Origin of the sequence: Frateuria sp. (genome assembly GCF_013362045.1) — a bacterium.
Classification (GTDB): Bacteria; Pseudomonadota; Gammaproteobacteria; order Xanthomonadales; family Rhodanobacteraceae; genus Frateuria_A.
On sequence record NZ_JABFWW010000053.1, the window covers coordinates 1 to 15,522 of the forward strand.

Below are 15,522 nucleotides of genomic sequence, written 5' to 3' on the forward strand. Positions count from 1 at the left end.
GGGGGACTCGAACCCCCACGCCTCTCGGCGCTACCACCTCAAGGTAGTGCGTCTACCAATTCCGCCACCTGGGCAGGTGTGTTGCTTTTACTTCGACGAACCCGCCGGCGCGGGAACGTCCGACTTCGCGGGAGCGCCGGCGGCCGGCACGTCGCTGGTCGCCTTGGCCGGCGCCTGCGGCACGTCGGTGCGGGCGGGCGCCGCGGGCTGCGCATTCTGGGCGGGCGCGGGCTTGTTGGCAAGACCGGACATCACGCCCAGATCCGGCTGCGCGGTCTGCGGCGCACCGTTGCGGCTGAGATAGATGCCCATGCCCAAGCTGAGCAGGAAGAACAGCGTCGCCAGCGCCGCGGTGGCGCGGGTGAGGAAGCTGGCCGAACCGCGCGCGCCGAAGACCGTCGCCGACGCACCGCCGCCGAAACCGGAGCCTGCGTCGGCACCGGCGCCGCGCTGCATCAGGATCAGCACGATCATCGCCGCCGCGATCAGGATGTAGAAGACGCTGAAGATGACAAACATGTTGTTCTTTAGGAGTCCGTAGGGCTTCAGTGCGCCGCGGCGCAGATGCCGAGGAAATCGCCGGCGGTGAGCGAAGCTCCGCCGATCAGGCCCCCATCCACGTCCGGCTGCGCGAACAATGCCGCGGCGTTTGCCGCCTTGACGCTGCCGCCGTAAAGCAGCCGGGTCAGACGGGCAATCATAGCATCTTCCCTTTCCAGTTGGCTACGAATGAACGCGTGTGCCTGCTGGGCCTGCTCGGGCGTGGCAGTGTGTCCGGTGCCGATCGCCCATACGGGCTCATAGGCGATGACAGCGGTATAGAACGGGGCAATGCCGGAACCGGCGAGCACGGCGCCGAGCTGGCGCGCGAGCACCGCTTCAGTCTGCCCGGCCTGGCGCTCTTCCAGCGTCTCGCCAATGCACAGGATCGGCGTCAGGCCGGCGGCGCAGGCGGCGGCGAACTTGCGCGCCACCAGTCCGTCGCTCTCGCGGTGGTACTGGCGACGCTCGGAGTGGCCGACCAGCGCCCACTGTGCGCCCACGTCCGCCAGCATGGCAGCGGAAACCTCGCCGGTGTAGGCGCCCTGCCCCTCATGCTCGCTGACGTCCTGGCCACCGAAGCCGATGCCGTTGGCGCCGTGGCGCGAAGCCAGTTCCACGAGATAGGGAAACGGCGGGAACACCAGCACGTCGGCGTCCCGCGGACGCTGCGCTGCAATGTCGTCGAGCAGGGCTGCAGCCATCGAGCGGCTGCCGTGCATCTTCCAGTTGCCGGCGATGAGTTTCCTGCGCATGCCTTCCATCCGGTGAAAAGCGGCAAGGATAGCGACCGCTCCACAGGCCGGCAAACGGATGCTGGCCGTCACCGGGCCGCTCGGCCATGATGCGGGTTCACCCACCCGCATGGATCTGGATCGATGCCCTCCGAACGTCCGCTCAGCCTGGTCACCGGCGCCTCGGCGGGCATCGGCGCCGCCTTCGCGCAGGAGCTCGCCGCACGCGGGCATGACCTGGTGCTGGTCGCGCGGCGTGCCGGGCGCCTGCAGGCGCTGGCCGCCGAAATACACGAGCGCCATGGCGCGCACGTTCACGTGATGCCTGCCGATCTGGCGGACCCGGCAGCACCCGGCCGGCTGGTCGAGGCCCTGCAGTGCGAGGGACTGGCGGTGGACTGGCTGGTCAACAACGCCGGCTACGGGGTGCCCGGAACGTTCGAGGCCAGCGACTGGGCCACGCATGCGGACTTCCTGCAGGTGCTGCTCACTGCGCCGACCGAACTGGCTTGGCGGCTGTTGCCCGGCATGCGCGCGCGCGGCTGCGGCCGCATCATCAACGTGGCGTCGCTGGCGGGCCACGTGCCCGGTTCGGCCGGGCACACACTGTATGCGGCGAGCAAGGCGTACTTGATCAAGTTCTCGCAATCGCTGGCGCTGGAGAACCGCCACCTGGGCGTGCACGTGTGCGCGTTGTGCCCGGGCTTCACGTATTCGGAGTTCCACGACGTCACCGGCACCCGGGCATTGGTCGGCAAGCTGCCGCGGTTCATGTGGCAGGACGCCGGAACCGTCGTGCGCGAAGGCATCGAGGCCGTGGAGCGTGGCGAGGTGGTGCATGTCACCGGACGAGTGAACCGGACGATCAAGGCGCTGGCCAAGCTGCTGCCCGACCGGCTTGCCCTGCGGCTCTCGGCACGCGAATCGAAGCGCTACCGCCAGCTCGATTGAACGGCCTGCGTGGCCTCGCCAACTGCGCTAACGTGGCCGGCCAGCTGCCGCGAGTCCGCCATGAGCCTGTTCCCGACCCAGATGCGCCCATTGCCGTATCGCAAGCCCACCGAGGGCCGCGACTACTGGGTGCTGGACGATGCCTTGCCCGGCCCGCTGGCGGTGCGCGAACGCTGCCTCGCGAAGAGCGACTGGGAGTATGGCTTCCCGACCACGGGCGAAGCCTGGCCCGGCATGCGCGCATCGCCGGCATTGCTTGAGGACGAACTGGCTTTCATCGAGGGCAAGGTGCGGGAGGCCACCGGCGCGAAGAAGCTCTGGCTCGGCCAAACCGATGCCGGCCAGAAGCTCAACCACAACTGCGTGCAGATAGTCGGTGCGGTCGAGGGTGCGCTCAAGCCGCACACCGATTCGCTCAATCTCTGCCGATACGCGGCGGTGCTCTATCTCAATCCGACGGTACCGGAGAGCTGCGGCACCAGCTTCTTCCGCCAGCGCATGCCCGGCGGCCAGCTCGGCGGGAACATGGTGGCGCCGCCCTACCGCAACCTGGTCGATGCGCTGGGCAACCGCTTCGTGCAACCGGACGCCTTTGCCGAAGACGTGCGCGTGGCACACCGCTTCAACCGGCTGCTGCTCTACAAGGCCAACCTCATCCACAGCGCCAGCGCCTACTGGGGACTGGAAGACATGGCCAGCAAGCGCATGACGGCGGTGTTTTTCTGGATGGCCTGAGGGGCACGCAGGATAGGCTTCGTCCAGCAGTGCATGGCGAAGGAGGTCCGCTTCCTCCGCGCCCCGCCCCCTCATTTCCGCAAGAGACAACTCCTTCGAGGGAGCGCCAGCCTCTCATCCCAGTCCCCCTCCCGGGGGGAAGAAGGACCAAAGCCCCTAGATCAGCTTGATTTCGCGCAGCCGCTGCATCAGGTACTCGTGCGAGGTCAGCGAGTTGTCGTAGCGGCTGGGGTTGTCCGGCGTCACGCACTCGGGCAGCGGGTCGAGCGCCACGTCGGGATTGGGGTGCAGGAAGAACGGCACCGAGTAGCGAGGCTTGCGCGCGTTCTCGTTCTGCGGGTTGACCACGCGGTGCGAGGTGGACGGGTACACGTGGTTGGTCAGCCGCTGCAGCATGTCGCCGATGTTGACCACGATGGCGTCGCCCTCGGTGGTGATCGGCAGCCACTCGCCCTCGCTCAGCACTTCCAGGCCCTCGGCGCTGGCGCCGACCAGCAGGGTGATGAAGTTGATGTCCTCGTGCGCACCCGCGCGGACGTTGGGAATGTTTTCCTGGATGATCGGCGGATAGTGGATCGGGCGCAGGATCGAATTGCCCTGGTCGGTCTTGTCCTCGAAGTAGCGCTCGGGCAGGCCGATGTGCAGCGCCAGCGCGCGCAGCACGCGGGTGCCGAGCAGGTCCAGCGCCTCGTACAGGCCGTAGCCGCAGGGCTTGAACTGTGGCACTTCCGCGGGCCACAGGTTGGGCGGCATCACGTCGGCGAACCTGGAATCGCGCGGGATCTCGCGGCCTACGTGCCAGAACTCTTTCAAGTCCGGATAGCGGCTGTCCTTGGCCGTTTCCACCTTGAACGGCGTGTAGCCGCGTGCACCACCGGAGCCGGGCACGTGGTACTTCATCTTGGTTTCGGTCGGCAGCGCGAAGAACTGCTCGAACGCCTGGTAGGCACCGTCGATCAGCTCCCGCGCGATGCCGTGCCCGCTGATGCAGCAGAAGCCGAACTGGCGGTAGGCGGCGCCGAGTTCGGCGACGAACGCGTCGCGGTCGGTGTCGTAGCGGCGGATGTCGAGCGTGGGGACTTGCTTCATGGATTTTCCGTCATGTGCACGTGCGCGGCGGATTTTACGGCCTCGGCCAGCCAGCCGGCCAACTGCTGCACCTCGCCCGCATCGGCGCCTTCGATGGTGACGCGCACCACCGGTTCGGTGCCCGACGCACGCAACACCACGCGCCCCCGGCCCTGCAGGGTGCGCTCCACTTCGGTCAGCGCATGGCGCACCGTGTCGCTCCCCAGTGCCTCGCGCGCGCCCTGGGCGCGCACGTTGACCATCACCTGCGGCAGCTTCTGCAGGCCACGACGGGCCAGCGCGAGGTCCTGGTCCGATGCGGCCAGCGTCTCCAGCACGGCCAGCGCGGCGATAATGCCGTCGCCGGTGGTGGCGCGATCCAGGCAGAGGATGTGGCCGGAAGTCTCGCCGCCCAGCATGCCGCCGTGGGCCTTGAGCTGCTGCAGCACGTAGCGGTCGCCCACGTTGGCGCGGATCAGCGGCACTTCCAGCTCGGCCAGGGCCTGCTCCAGCCCGTAGTTGCTCATCAACGTGCCGACCACCGGCCCATGCAGGCAGCCGCGCGCGAACAGGCTGCGCGCCAGCACGTAGAGGATGTCGTCGCCGTCGGCGATGGTGCCGTTGCGGTCGACTAGGATCAGGCGGTCGCCGTCGCCGTCGAAGGCGATGCCGATGTCGGCGCTCTGCGCCAGCACCGCCTGCTGCAGGGCCTGCGGATGGGTCGAACCCACGTTGCGGTTGATGTTGAAGCCGTCGGGCTTGTCGCCGATCGCGGTGACGTCGGCGCCGAGCTCGGCGAACACCTTGGGTGCCACCTGGTAGGTGGCCCCGTGCGCGCAGTCCAGCACGATCTTCGTGCCGCGCAGGGTGAACTCTTCCGGCACCGTCGCCTTGCAGTATTCGGCATAGCGCGCGACGGCATCGGCCACGCGCGTGGCCTTGCCCAGTTGCTCGGAAGGCACGGTGGCGAACGGGGCATCGATTTCCTCCTCGATCGCCGCCTCGATCTCGTCGGAAAGTTTCTCGCCCTGGGCCGAGAAGAACTTGATGCCGTTGTCGTGATGCGGATTGTGCGAAGCGCTGATCACCACGCCGGCCGCCGCGCGCATGGATCGCGTAAGGAAGGCCACGGCGGGCGTCGGCATCGGCCCGAGCAGGCCCACGTCCACGCCGGCGGCGACCAGGCCGGCCTCCAGCGCCGACTCGAACATGTAGCCGGAAACGCGGGTGTCCTTGCCGATCAGCACCAGCGGCTTGCGCGTCGACTCGCGGGCAAGCACGGCACCGGCCGCGCGACCGAGGCGCAGCATGAAATCGGCGCTGATCGGCCATTGCCCGACCAGCCCGCGGATGCCGTCGGTACCGAAGTATTTTCGTGTGCTCATCATCGTTCCTAGCGGTGACGCCACGGGGCGGGCGCACCTGTGTATCTCAGTCTTCGTCGGGCCAGCGTGGAGTTGCCGGACGCACGTCACGCTTCGGAGCGGCATCTCCTTCATGCACGGCATGCCAGACCGCCAGGGCGTCGACGGTGGCGGCGACGTCATGTACACGCACCATGCGCGCGCCTCGCTGTACCGCGATCAGCGCCGCTGCGGCCGAACCGGCGGCGCGCGCCTCGCCCGCAGGCCGGCCGGTGAGCGTGCCGATCATCGACTTGCGAGACAAACCCACGTAGACGCCTGCGCCCAGCCCGGCGAAGCGCTCCAGCGCACGCAGCAGCGCCAGGTTGTGCTCCAGCGTCTTGCCGAAGCCGAAGCCCGGGTCGACCAGCACGCGCCGCTTGTCGATGCCGGCCAGCTCGCAGGCGAACAGGCGGTCGGCAAGGAAACGGTGCACTTCGCCCACCACGTCGTCGTAGTGCGGATCGTCCTGCATGCCGCGCGGCTCGCCCTGCATGTGCATCAGGCACACCGGCACGCGCAGTTCGGCGGCGACGTCCAGGGCGCCTTCGCGGCGCAGCGCATAGACGTCGTTGATCATGCCGGCGCCGGCGGCCACCGCAGCGCGCATCACTTCGGGCTTGGAGGTGTCGATGGCGATCGGCAGCGCGGTGCGCGCAGCCAGTTGTTCGATGACCGGCACGACGCGGCGCAACTCCTCCTCGGCCGGCACCTCCGCCGCACCGGGTCGGGTCGACTCGCCCCCTACGTCGAGCATGTCGGCACCCTGCTCCGCCATCGCCAGGCCGTGCGCCACGGCCGCCTCGACGGAGGCGTAAGCGCCACCGTCGGAAAACGAATCAGGCGTCACGTTGAGGATGCCGACCACGCGCGGGCGATCCAGGACCAAAGGGCGGCCGGCGCAGTCGAGCACGGTGGCAAAAGCTTGATCGAACATCGGCGTTTCAGCCCTGCCCGCCCAGCGCGCCCATGTGCAGGCGGTAATAGCGCAGCTCGTCGATCGAATCGCGGATGTCGGAGAGCGCCGTGTGCGCCGATTCCTTGCTCAGGCCGCGGGCGACCGCGGGCGACCAGCGCCGCGCCAGTTCCTTGAGCGTGGAGACGTCCAGGTTGCGGTAGTGGAAATGGCGTTCCAGCCGCGGCATCTGCCGGTGCAGGAAGCGGCGGTCCTGGCAGATCGAGTTGCCGCACATGGGCGACTTGCCTGCGGGCGTCCAATCCTTGAGGAAGTCCAGCGTGGCCTGCTCGGCCTGGGTGTGGTCGGTAGTCGATTCGAGCACCTGCTGCCACAGGCCCGACTTGCGATGCTGGTTGCGGTTCCAGCTGTCCATCGACTCCAGCCGGTCGAGCTCGTGGCGGACCGCGAAAACCGGCCCTTCGGCCAGCACATGGAGGTCCCTGTCTGTCACGATGGTGGCGATCTCCAGGATCGAATCGGTATCCGTATCCAGGCCGGTCATCTCCAGATCGATCCAGATCAGGTTGTCGTCGTTCAAGTGGCTCATGCATCCTCCTTGGAGGGCGCAGTCTAGCGCAGCCTGGCACGGCGCCATGCGATCATCGGGGCCATGCAGACCTTCCTCTGGCACGACTACGAAACCTTCGGCGCCGATACGCGGCGCGACCGGCCCTCGCAGTTCGCCGGCATCCGCACCACCGCGGAACTGGAGATCGTCGGCGAGCCCGTGATGTTCTTCTGCCGCCCGCCGCGCGACGCGCCGCCGGACCCGGATGCCTGCCTGATCACCGGTATTGCGCCGCAACAGGCCGAGCTGGAAGGCGTTTGCGAAGCCGAGTTCGCCGCCCGCGTGCACGAACAGTTCGCACAGCCTGGCACCTGCGGCGTGGGCTACAACTCGCTGCGCTTCGACGACGAGTTCACCCGCCAACTGCTGTACCGCAACTTCTACGATCCCTACGCGCGCGAGTGGGAGAACGGCAACTCGCGCTGGGACCTGATCGACCTGGTACGCATGTGCCAGGCGCTGCGTCCCGAAGGCATCGTGTGGCCGAGCCGCGAGGACGGCACGCCCAGCTTCAGGCTCGAACACCTGGCGGCCGCCAACCACCTCAGGCAGGAGCGCGCACACGACGCGCTCTCCGACGTGCACGCGCTGATCGACCTGGCGCGGCTGATCCGCGTGCGCCAGCCGCGGCTGTGGGACTGGCACTTCGAACTGCGCCGCAAGCAGAAGGTGTTCGGCCTGCTGGACGTGGTCGGCATGACGCCGCTGGTGCACGTGTCCTCGCGCTACCCGGCCAGCCGCCATTGCCTGGCGGTGATCGCGCCACTGGCGCCGCACCCGTCGCGGCCCGGCGAGGTGATCGTCTACGACCTCGACACCGACCCGGCGCTCTGGCTCGACCTCGACGAGGACGACATCGCCGACCGCATCTTCACCGCGCGCGCCGACCTCCCCGAGGGCATCGAACGCATCCCGCTGCGCACCGTGCGCGCCAACCGCGCGCCCGCGCTGGCGCCGCTGTCGGTGTTGAAGGACGTGGACCACACCCGGTTGAAGCTCGACCTGGAGCGCTGCATGCGCCACCACGCCCTGCTGCGCGGCGCCGCTGGCCTGGCGGACAAGTTGCGCCGCGTGTTCGCCCATGCCGCCGAACTCGCGCCGCCGGAGGACCCGGAGCTGGCCCTGTACGGCGGCTTCCTCCCCGATGCCGACAAGCGCCTGCTGGCCGAAGTGCGCGCCACGCCGCCGGAGCAATTGGGCCGGCGCGGCTTCCCCTTCCGCGACCCGCGCTATCCGGAACTCCTGTTCCGCTACCGCGCGCGCAACTGGCCGCAGTCGCTTGACGCGGACGAACAGGCCCGCTGGGAAGCCTTCCGGCAGGCGCGCCTGACCCGGCCGACCGCGCTCACCGCGCGCACGCTGGAGGACTACTTCGCGCGCATCGCCATGCTGCGCCAGGAGCGGCCGGACCGGACCGCCCTGCTGGACCAGCTCGAAGCCTGGGGCCACGAACTGGCGCCGGTGCCGCTGCTGGCCTGACCTCTGGCAAGCGATGCTCGCGGCGGGCGGGAGGAGACCATCGCCCGCGACCGGTCCTGCGGAGATAATCGCAGGATGCACAGCGCCTACTTCACTCCCGCCACCTTCCGCTTTCTCCGCGCGCTCGGCCGCAACAACAGCCGCGAATGGTTCGCCGCGCACAAGGCCGACTACGAGCGCCACGTGCGCGAACCGTTCCTCGCGCTGATCGCCGACATGGCCGCGCCGCTGGCTTCGATCAGCCCACATTACCGCGCCGATGCGCGCAAGACCGGCGGCTCGCTGTTCCGCATCCACCGCGACACCCGCTTCTCCAGCAACAAGCTGCCGTACAAGACCTGGCAAGGCTCGCGCTTCTTCCACGCACGCCGCCACGAGATCCCGGCGCCCTCGTTCTACCTGCACATCGAGCCGGGCGACTGCTTCGCCGGCGGCGGCATGTGGCACCCCGAGCCGGATACGCTGAAGAACATCCGCGGCTTCCTCGCCGACAACCCGGAAGCCTGGAAGCGCGCTACGCAGACCAAGGCCTTCCGCGAACGGCTGAGCCTGTGGGGCGAAAGCCTCAGCCGCCCGCCGCGCGGCTTCGACCCGGACCACGAACTGATCGAGGATCTCAAGCGCAAGAGTTTCGCCGCCGGCGAGAACTTCGACGACGCCTTCGCCTGCTCGTCCGAGCTGCTGCCGTGGGCAGTGGAGAGCTTCCGGCGGGTGGCACCGATGATCGACTATCTCTGCGCCGCGCAGGAGCTGGAGTTCTAGCCCAGCGAGCTGCTCGCAGGTGGGCTTCGGCCAACGATGCGGGTGGACTGACCCCCACCCTACATGGCCGGGAAACGCCGGCGACGCAGCAGCACGCACGCCACCGCCATGCCCAACACCGCGGTCGCCGCCACGTAGTGTGCCGGCGCAAGGACGCCGAAGCGCCTCATAAGCAGGCCGATCAACGGTGGCGTCAGTCCGCCGAACAATGCATAGGCGAGGTTGTACGAGGCCGACAGTCCCGAGAAGCGCACCGCCGGCGGGAACGCCTCCACCATCAGCACCGGCACCACGCCGACCACGCCCACCGCCAGACCCGCCAGTGCGTACAGCGCGATGAAATGCGCGCCGCCGGCAGCGAGGTCCAGATACAGCGCATAGCCGGCCAGCAACAACCCGGCCGCGCCCGCCAGCAGCGTCCGTGCCGGGCCGATGCGATCGGACAGGATGCCGTAGCACAGGCAACCGGCGGCCAGCGCGGCCGAGGCGAGGTTGTTGCCCAGGAACGCCCGCGCCGGCGTCACGTGGAAGGCCGACTGCACCAGCGAAGGCGTCATCAGGATCAGCACCACCACCGCCGCGGTGAGCATCCAGGTGACCAGCATCGACAGCAACACCGCCGGCCGGTGCCGCGCCGCCACCTGCGCCAGCGGCAAGCCGGCGACCAGCTCGCGCCGTGCGTGCATCGCCTCGAACACCGGCGTCTCGCTAAGCCAGCGGCGCAGCCATACGGCAAGCAGGCCGAACACGCCGCCGAGCAGGAACGGCAGCCGCCAGCCGTGGTCCAGCAATGCTGCCGGCGCCAGCGCGCGGCTGATCCACGCCGCCACCAGCGAACCGAGCAGGATGCCTACGGTCAGGCCCGAGGTCAGGCTGGCGCAGGCGAAGCCGATCCGCCGGGGCGGCACGTGCTCGGCCACGAACACCCACGCGCCGGGAACCTCGCCGCCTACCGCGATGCCTTGCACGATCCGCAGCAGCAACAGCAGCAGCGGCGCCAGCATGCCGACTTGCGCATACACCGGCAGCAGGCCAATGCCCAGCGTCGGCAACGCCATCAGGAACACGCTCAGGGTGAACATGCGCTTGCGCCCCAGCTTGTCGCCGTAATGCGCCATCACGATGCCGCCCAGCGGCCGGGCCAGGTAACCGGCGGCAAAGATGCCGTAGACCTTCAGCTGGGCCAGCCACGGCGCGCTGTCCGGAGGGAAGAACAACTGGCTGAGCGGCAGGGCGAAGAATACGAACACCACGAAGTCGTAGAACTCGAGCGCTCCGCCCAATGCGGCCAAGGCCAGCGTGCGCGCGTCCGAGCGGTTCAGCGGTCGGGCGAGGTCCGCGGAAAGCGCCGCGGTACCCACTGGCGAGCCAGCCGCGGCCGCCATCAGGACCGCTTGCCCTTGAACAGCATGCTCACGCCGACCGCGATCACCGCCAGCGGCCACCAGGTAGCCAGCAACTGGCCCAGGTGCAGGTCGAAACCGAAATTGCGCAGCAGGAACAGCAGGCCGATCACGATCAGGAGGACGCCGGGCACGTTCGGACGCATGGGTGGCTTCTCGCGGGACAGGAAGCGGCCACTGTGCGCAGGTGCGGGCGCAGCGTCAATGCCGGCCAGTTCAGGCCTCGGCAAAGGGGAACGCGAGCACGTCGGCGATGCCATCCGTGCCGGCCAGGCACATCAGCAGCCGCTCGACGCCCAGCGCGACGCCGGCGCAGGCCGGCAGGGCGTCGAGCACAGCCAGCAGCCGCTCGTCGATCGGCACCTCGCGCAGGCCGCGGGCGCGCCGCACGGCGTTGTCGCGGTCGAAGCGACCGCGCTGCTCGGCGGCGTCGTTGAGTTCGTGGTAGCCGTTGGCCAGTTCGTAGGGGCCCAGGTAGAGCTCGAAGCGTTCGGCCACCGGCGGGTCGTCCGGGCGGATGCGGGCAAGCGCGCACTGGCTGGCCGGGTAGTCGTGGATCACGGTGATGCGGTCGCGCGGGAAGGCTGGCTGCATGCGGTGGGTGATCAGCAGGTCCAGCCAGTCGTCGCGGGTCAGGCCTGCGGGGTCGACATTCGATCCGGCCAGCGCCTGCTGCAGCGATTCCAACGGCGCGGTAAAGGGATCGAGGCCCAAGCCATCGAGGAAGATGCCACGGTAGCTGGTTGCCTGCACTTCCGCCTGGCGACCGAGCAGCGCCAGCGTGGCCTGCACCAGTGCCACCACCTCCTCCGCCAGCTGCCGGTGATCCCAGCCCAACCGGTACCACTCCAGCATGGTGAATTCGGGATTGTGCCGCCCGCCCGCTTCGCCGTTGCGGAACACGCGACCCAGCTCGTAGCAGTCGCCCACGCCCGCGGCCAGCAGTCGCTTGAGCGGAAACTCGGGCGAGGTGCGCAGCCAGCGCTCGCGTGCACCCGCATCGACGTGGCCGCTGAAGGCGGTAGTGAAGCTTTCGATGTTGGGGTCGGTGTTGCCGGCGGCGGAGAGGATGGGGGTTTCCACCTCCAGCACGTTGCGGTCGGCGAAGAAGGAGCGGATCAGGCGATAGACGTCGGCGCGCAGGCGCAGGGCCGAGGCAAAGGCCTCCCCCTCTCCCCACCCCTCTCCCCCCGCCGTGCGGAGGGGAAGGGGGCTGGAAGGCTGCCGCGAGTTGGAAGGCTGGAGCGAGTTTGCGGAGAACGAGTCGGAAGGCTGCGGCGGGCTTGCCTGGCTCCCTCTCCCCCGGCGACGCCGGGGGAGAGGGTTGGGGAGAGGGGAAGGCCTTTCGCCCAGGACCTGGACGATCGCTTCGAGCACATCGCCCGTGCGCAGCAGCACCTCGTCGCTCCAGAAGCGCAGGACTTTGAACCCGGCCCGCTCTAGCATTTGGGTTCGACGGGCGTCGTAAGCCTGCTGTTCGCCATGCTGGCCACCGTCGAGCTCCACGATCAGTTGGTGTTCCACGCAGCAGAAGTCCGCGTAGTACCCGGCGACCGGGTGCTGGCGGCGGAACTTGGCGCCCAGTTGTACTGCGCGCAGATGCGACCAGAGCTTGGCCTCTGCATCGGTCTGGCTGCGGCGCAGTGGTTCGGCGCGATCCATCGCCTCTTCTCCTTGGTTGAAAGGCCTCTCCACCGGCTGCGCCGGGGGAGAGGGAGCTACGGCGCGCAAGCTCGAGACTCCCTCTCCCCCGGCCACGCCGGGCGAGACAGCCGGGGAGAGGAGGAGGCCTTTGCTTCTCACCCCTCGTGCTCCGCCAGCAACGCCAGCAACTGCCCCTCGTCCCATACCGGCACGCCGAGCTCCTGTGCCTTGTCGAGCTTGGACCCCGCCGCCTCGCCCGCCACCACGAACGAGGTCTTCTTCGATACCGAGCCGGCGACCTTGGCGCCCAGTGCCTCCAACCGCTGCTTGGCTTCCTCGCGGCCCAGCGTCGGCAGCGTGCCGGTGAGCACCACGGTCTGGCCTTCGAGCGGCGCGGCGCCGGCCTCGGCCTTCGGCATGGCGGCGAGGAGGCGACGGGTCGCCGCCTCCGCCTCGCGCAGGGCAGCCAGGTTCGCAGGTTCGGCGAGGAAGGCTTCGAGGTTGGACGCCGCCACCTGCGGCAGGCCGGCCGTGATCCAGTGAGCGGGGCCGGCATCGAGCAGGCGCTCCAGCGTGGGGAAGTGCTCCACCAGCTGGCGGGTGCGCTTGGGGCCAAGGTCGCGCACCTTCGCGTGATCGAGCAATACGGACAGGCCCAGCTTGTCGCGCAGGCGCGGCGAGGGCGGCGCCTCGTCGGTGAATGCGATGCCGGCGCCGAGCAATGCATCGACCACGCGCTGGTTGCCTTCCTGCGCGAAGAAGCCGGCGATGGACGAAGCGACTTCGTCGCCGATGTCCGGCAGCGTCCGCAGCACCGGCGCAGGCGTGTTGCGCACCTGCTCCAGGCTGCCCAGCCACGTCGCCAGCGTCTTCGCCGTGCTTTCGCCGATGTGCATGATGCCCAGCGCGAACAGGAAACGCGGCAAGGTGGTGCGGCGGCTTGAGTCGATGCCGGCGACCAGGTTCTCGGCCCAGCGGGTGGCGATCTTGCCCGCCTTGACCGTTTCGGGGGTGGTGCCCTCGCGCTCGTCGATCGCCCGTTTCATCTCGACGAAGCGCTCGACGGTCAGCCCGTAGATGTCCGCCGGCGTGCGCACGTAGTCCAGCTCGACCAGCGCATCCACGAAGCGCGTGCCAAGGCCTTCGATGTCCATCGCCCGCCGCGAGGCGAAATGGATCAACGCCTCCTTGCGTTGCGCCGCGCAGACCAGCCCACCGCTGCAGCGCCAGGCCGCTTCGCCCTCCTCCCGCATCAATGCCGAGCCGCACACCGGGCACTGCGCCGGCATGTTCCATGGCCGGGTACCGGCCGGTCGAAGCTCCGGCTGCACGCGCACAACCTCAGGGATCACGTCGCCGGCGCGGCGCACGATCACCGTGTCGCCCACGCGCACGTCCAGCCGCGCGATCTGGTCGGCGTTGTGCAGCGTGGCATTGGTCACGGTGACGCCAGCCACCTGCACCGGCTTGAGCCGCGCCACCGGCGTGGCCGCGCCGGTGCGGCCGATCTGGATCTCGATCGCCTCGACCGCGGTGCTCTGCTCCTGCGCCGGGAACTTGTGCGCGATCGCCCAGCGCGGCGCGCGCGAGACGAAGCCCATTTCGCGCTGCCCCACGTAATCGTCCAGCTTGTAGACCACGCCGTCGATGTCGTAGGGCAAGGCGTCGCGGCGGGCGCCGATGCGCCGGTAGTAGGCGATCAGCCCGTCGAAGCCGTGCGCCACGTCGGCTTCCGGCGAGATCGGGAAGCCCCATTCACGCAGCCTGGCCAGCGTCCTTGAATGCGTCGGCGGCAGCTCGCCGCCCTCGACCACGCCGACCGCATAGGCGAAGAAGCTCAGCCGCCGCCTCGCGGTGACCGCCGGATCGAGCTGGCGCAGCGAGCCGGCCGCGCCGTTGCGCGGATTGGCCAGCGGTTTCTCGCCGTGCGTGCGGGCATAGTCGTTGAAGGCCTCGAAGTCCCTGCGCAGCATGATCACCTCGCCACGCACCTCCAGCACCGCAGGCCAACTTGTGCCGCGCAGCCTGAGCGGGATCGCGCGCACCGTGCGCAGGTTGGCGGTGACATCCTCGCCGGTCTCGCCATCGCCGCGGGTGGCGCCCTGCACGAACATGCCCTGCTCGTAGCGCAGGCTGATCGCCAGGCCGTCGAGCTTGGGTTCGACCGAGAAGGTGGGCTCGCGCCGGTCCAGCGTCTGCTCGATGCGGCGCTCGAACTCGGCGATCTCGCGGAAGCGCTCGCGTTCGCCGTCGCCGTCCTGCTCGAAGGCATTGGCCAGCGAGAGCATGGGCAGCGCATGGCGCACCTCTGCGAAGCCGCCGTGCGCACGAGCGCCGACGCGGCGGGTCGGCGAATCGATCCTGGCCAGTTCGGGATGCGCTTCTTCCAGCGCTTCCAGTTCGCGCATCAGGCGGTCGTACTCGGCATCGGTGATGTCCGGGTCGTCGAGCACGTGATAGCGGTAGTTGGCCAGTTCGATGCGCTCGCGCAGCTCGGCGGCGCGGATGTGCCATGGGGAAGGAGTCGGGTGCATGGCGGGAGTTTAGCGACACGCCCTCCGCGCCGGCAGGCCGCGGCTAAGGGAACCGAAAGGCCGCCGCGCTAGCGTGCCGGTGGCGGGCGGCGCGGGGCCGCCCCGGAGGTGCGCCATGCGCCTGTCGCGGATCTGTTCCTGCCTGCTCGCCCTGGCTGTTTCCAGCACGGCCTGCGCCGGCGGCGGCCCGTTCGGCATCGATCACCGCCTGCATTACGACAACCGCGGCATCTGGAATCGCAATGACCAGAACGCGCTGCTGTACGGCACCATCGTCACGGTGGGCGTCGGCGCGCTGGCGTTCGGCGACCAGGACAAGCTGGGCGACACGTTCTGGCGCTCGGTCGATGCCATGGTCGTCACCAGCGTGAGCACCGAGGCGCTCAAGTACACCTTCCGGCGCGAGCGGCCTTCACAGACCGACGACCCCGACCGCTTCTTCAAAGGCCACTCGCAGAGCTTCCCCAGTGGCGAGGTCGCCGCGATCTCGGCCGCGGTGACCCCGTTCATCGCCAACTACGGCAGCGATCATCCGGCCGTCTATGCCCTGGCCCTGCTGCCGGCCTACGACGCGGTGGCGCGGATGAAGGTGCGCGGCCACTGGCAGAGCGACGTGCTGGTGGGCGCGGCGATCGGCACCGGCATCGGCATCTGGGCCTCGCGCCGCGACTCGCCGCTGATCGTCGGCTGGCTGCCGGGCGGCTTCAGCGTGGGCTTCGTGCACCATTTCAAGCCGTGAGGAT

At 69.1% G+C, this 15,522-nt stretch carries 14 protein-coding genes and 2 pseudogenes; 5 read left to right on the top strand and 11 right to left on the bottom strand.

Going from position 1 to position 15,522, the window contains the following annotated elements:
• Positions 1-87: 87 nt before the first annotated feature.
• A complete protein-coding gene (gene secG / locus HOQ08_RS02615) occupies positions 88-519 on the bottom strand; it encodes a preprotein translocase subunit SecG (protein WP_291191199.1) in 432 nt (143 codons plus the stop codon).
• A 26-nt stretch (positions 520-545) separates the two neighbouring features.
• Positions 546-1,295: a triose-phosphate isomerase gene (gene tpiA, locus HOQ08_RS02620; RefSeq protein WP_291191202.1), complete on the bottom strand. Its 750-nt coding sequence runs from the start codon at positions 1,293-1,295 to the stop codon at positions 546-548.
• A gap of 123 nt (positions 1,296-1,418) precedes the next feature.
• Here tpiA and HOQ08_RS02625 point away from each other — a divergent pair, with 123 nt between their 5' ends.
• Positions 1,419-2,225 (top strand): SDR family oxidoreductase, encoded by an 807-nt coding sequence (locus HOQ08_RS02625; RefSeq protein WP_291191205.1) that lies wholly within the window; start codon positions 1,419-1,421, stop codon positions 2,223-2,225.
• 60 nt (positions 2,226-2,285) lie between these two features.
• Complete coding sequence (locus HOQ08_RS02630) at positions 2,286-2,960, top strand: DUF6445 family protein (RefSeq protein WP_291191208.1); 675 nt, start codon at positions 2,286-2,288, stop codon at positions 2,958-2,960.
• Between the two features lie 156 nt (positions 2,961-3,116).
• On the opposite strand, the gene HOQ08_RS02635 is transcribed toward HOQ08_RS02630, so the two are convergent.
• The 4 genes from HOQ08_RS02635 to orn are packed head-to-tail and all read right to left on the bottom strand — an operon-like array spanning position 3,117 to position 6,936.
• The gene (locus HOQ08_RS02635; RefSeq protein ID WP_291191211.1) at positions 3,117-4,049 is read right to left on the bottom strand and encodes a 2-oxoglutarate and iron-dependent oxygenase domain-containing protein; all 933 of its coding nucleotides are present in this window, start codon (positions 4,047-4,049) and stop codon (positions 3,117-3,119) included.
• On the bottom strand, positions 4,046-5,413 hold the full coding sequence (gene glmM, locus HOQ08_RS02640; protein WP_291191214.1) for a phosphoglucosamine mutase: 1,368 nt from the start codon (positions 5,411-5,413) through the stop codon (positions 4,046-4,048). The genes HOQ08_RS02635 and glmM overlap by 4 nt, the downstream gene beginning before the upstream one ends.
• 46 nt (positions 5,414-5,459) lie before the next feature.
• A complete protein-coding gene (folP, locus tag HOQ08_RS02645) occupies positions 5,460-6,368 on the bottom strand; it encodes a dihydropteroate synthase (protein ID WP_291191217.1) in 909 nt (302 codons plus the stop codon).
• A gap of 7 nt (positions 6,369-6,375) precedes the next feature.
• Positions 6,376-6,936 (bottom strand): oligoribonuclease, encoded by a 561-nt coding sequence (gene orn / locus HOQ08_RS02650; protein ID WP_291191220.1) that lies wholly within the window; start codon positions 6,934-6,936, stop codon positions 6,376-6,378.
• Positions 6,937-6,999: 63 nt separating this feature from the next.
• Here orn and sbcB point away from each other — a divergent pair, with 63 nt between their 5' ends.
• Together sbcB and HOQ08_RS02660 are read left to right on the top strand one after the other, a co-directional pair.
• Positions 7,000-8,436, top strand: coding sequence for an exodeoxyribonuclease I (sbcB, locus tag HOQ08_RS02655; protein WP_291191223.1), 1,437 nt, complete (start codon positions 7,000-7,002; stop codon positions 8,434-8,436).
• Positions 8,437-8,511: 75 nt separating this feature from the next.
• Positions 8,512-9,198 (top strand): DUF2461 domain-containing protein, encoded by a 687-nt coding sequence (locus HOQ08_RS02660; RefSeq protein WP_291191226.1) that lies wholly within the window; start codon positions 8,512-8,514, stop codon positions 9,196-9,198.
• A gap of 59 nt (positions 9,199-9,257) precedes the next feature.
• Here the strand turns inward: HOQ08_RS02660 and HOQ08_RS02665 are convergent, their stop codons facing one another.
• The 5 genes and pseudogenes from HOQ08_RS02665 to ligA all read right to left on the bottom strand — a co-directional run bounded on the left by HOQ08_RS02665 (position 9,258) and on the right by ligA (position 14,779).
• A complete protein-coding gene (locus HOQ08_RS02665) occupies positions 9,258-10,583 on the bottom strand; it encodes an MFS transporter (RefSeq protein ID WP_291191229.1) in 1,326 nt (441 codons plus the stop codon).
• Positions 10,583-10,747 (bottom strand): DUF5668 domain-containing protein, encoded by a 165-nt coding sequence (locus HOQ08_RS02670; RefSeq protein ID WP_291191231.1) that lies wholly within the window; start codon positions 10,745-10,747, stop codon positions 10,583-10,585. The genes HOQ08_RS02665 and HOQ08_RS02670 overlap by 1 nt, the downstream gene beginning before the upstream one ends.
• Positions 10,748-10,817: 70 nt before the next feature.
• Positions 10,818-11,756: pseudogene (gene epmA / locus HOQ08_RS02675) on the bottom strand (EF-P lysine aminoacylase EpmA); the annotation flags it as partial.
• 207 nt (positions 11,757-11,963) lie between these two features.
• Positions 11,964-12,449: pseudogene (locus HOQ08_RS15235) on the bottom strand (endonuclease domain-containing protein); the annotation flags it as partial.
• Positions 12,401-14,779, bottom strand: a complete 2,379-nt coding sequence (gene ligA / locus HOQ08_RS02685; RefSeq protein WP_291191234.1) for an NAD-dependent DNA ligase LigA — start codon at positions 14,777-14,779, stop codon at positions 12,401-12,403. The gene ligA and the pseudogene HOQ08_RS15235, both read right to left, overlap by 49 nt.
• A gap of 115 nt (positions 14,780-14,894) precedes the next feature.
• Between ligA and HOQ08_RS02690 the strand changes: the two genes are divergently transcribed.
• Positions 14,895-15,518 (top strand): phosphatase PAP2 family protein, encoded by a 624-nt coding sequence (locus HOQ08_RS02690; RefSeq protein WP_291191237.1) that lies wholly within the window; start codon positions 14,895-14,897, stop codon positions 15,516-15,518.
• Positions 15,519-15,522: the final 4 nt, after the last annotated feature.

Excerpts from the sequence above, each read along its gene's own strand:
- secG (WP_291191199.1), bottom strand. The coding sequence starts at position 519 with ATGTTTGTCATCTTCAGCGTCTTCTACATCCTGATCGCGGCGGCGATG.
- tpiA (WP_291191202.1), bottom strand. The coding sequence starts at position 1,295 with ATGCGCAGGAAACTCATCGCCGGCAACTGGAAGATGCACGGCAGCCGC.
- HOQ08_RS02625 (WP_291191205.1), top strand. The coding sequence starts at position 1,419 with ATGCCCTCCGAACGTCCGCTCAGCCTGGTCACCGGCGCCTCGGCGGGC.
- HOQ08_RS02630 (WP_291191208.1), top strand. The coding sequence starts at position 2,286 with ATGAGCCTGTTCCCGACCCAGATGCGCCCATTGCCGTATCGCAAGCCC.
- HOQ08_RS02635 (WP_291191211.1), bottom strand. The coding sequence starts at position 4,049 with ATGAAGCAAGTCCCCACGCTCGACATCCGCCGCTACGACACCGACCGC.
- glmM (WP_291191214.1), bottom strand. The coding sequence starts at position 5,413 with ATGAGCACACGAAAATACTTCGGTACCGACGGCATCCGCGGGCTGGTC.
- folP (WP_291191217.1), bottom strand. The coding sequence starts at position 6,368 with ATGTTCGATCAAGCTTTTGCCACCGTGCTCGACTGCGCCGGCCGCCCT.
- orn (WP_291191220.1), bottom strand. The coding sequence starts at position 6,936 with ATGAGCCACTTGAACGACGACAACCTGATCTGGATCGATCTGGAGATG.
- sbcB (WP_291191223.1), top strand. The coding sequence starts at position 7,000 with ATGCAGACCTTCCTCTGGCACGACTACGAAACCTTCGGCGCCGATACG.
- HOQ08_RS02660 (WP_291191226.1), top strand. The coding sequence starts at position 8,512 with ATGCACAGCGCCTACTTCACTCCCGCCACCTTCCGCTTTCTCCGCGCG.
- HOQ08_RS02665 (WP_291191229.1), bottom strand. The coding sequence starts at position 10,583 with ATGGCGGCCGCGGCTGGCTCGCCAGTGGGTACCGCGGCGCTTTCCGCG.
- HOQ08_RS02670 (WP_291191231.1), bottom strand. The coding sequence starts at position 10,747 with ATGCGTCCGAACGTGCCCGGCGTCCTCCTGATCGTGATCGGCCTGCTG.
- ligA (WP_291191234.1), bottom strand. The coding sequence starts at position 14,779 with ATGCACCCGACTCCTTCCCCATGGCACATCCGCGCCGCCGAGCTGCGC.
- HOQ08_RS02690 (WP_291191237.1), top strand. The coding sequence starts at position 14,895 with ATGCGCCTGTCGCGGATCTGTTCCTGCCTGCTCGCCCTGGCTGTTTCC.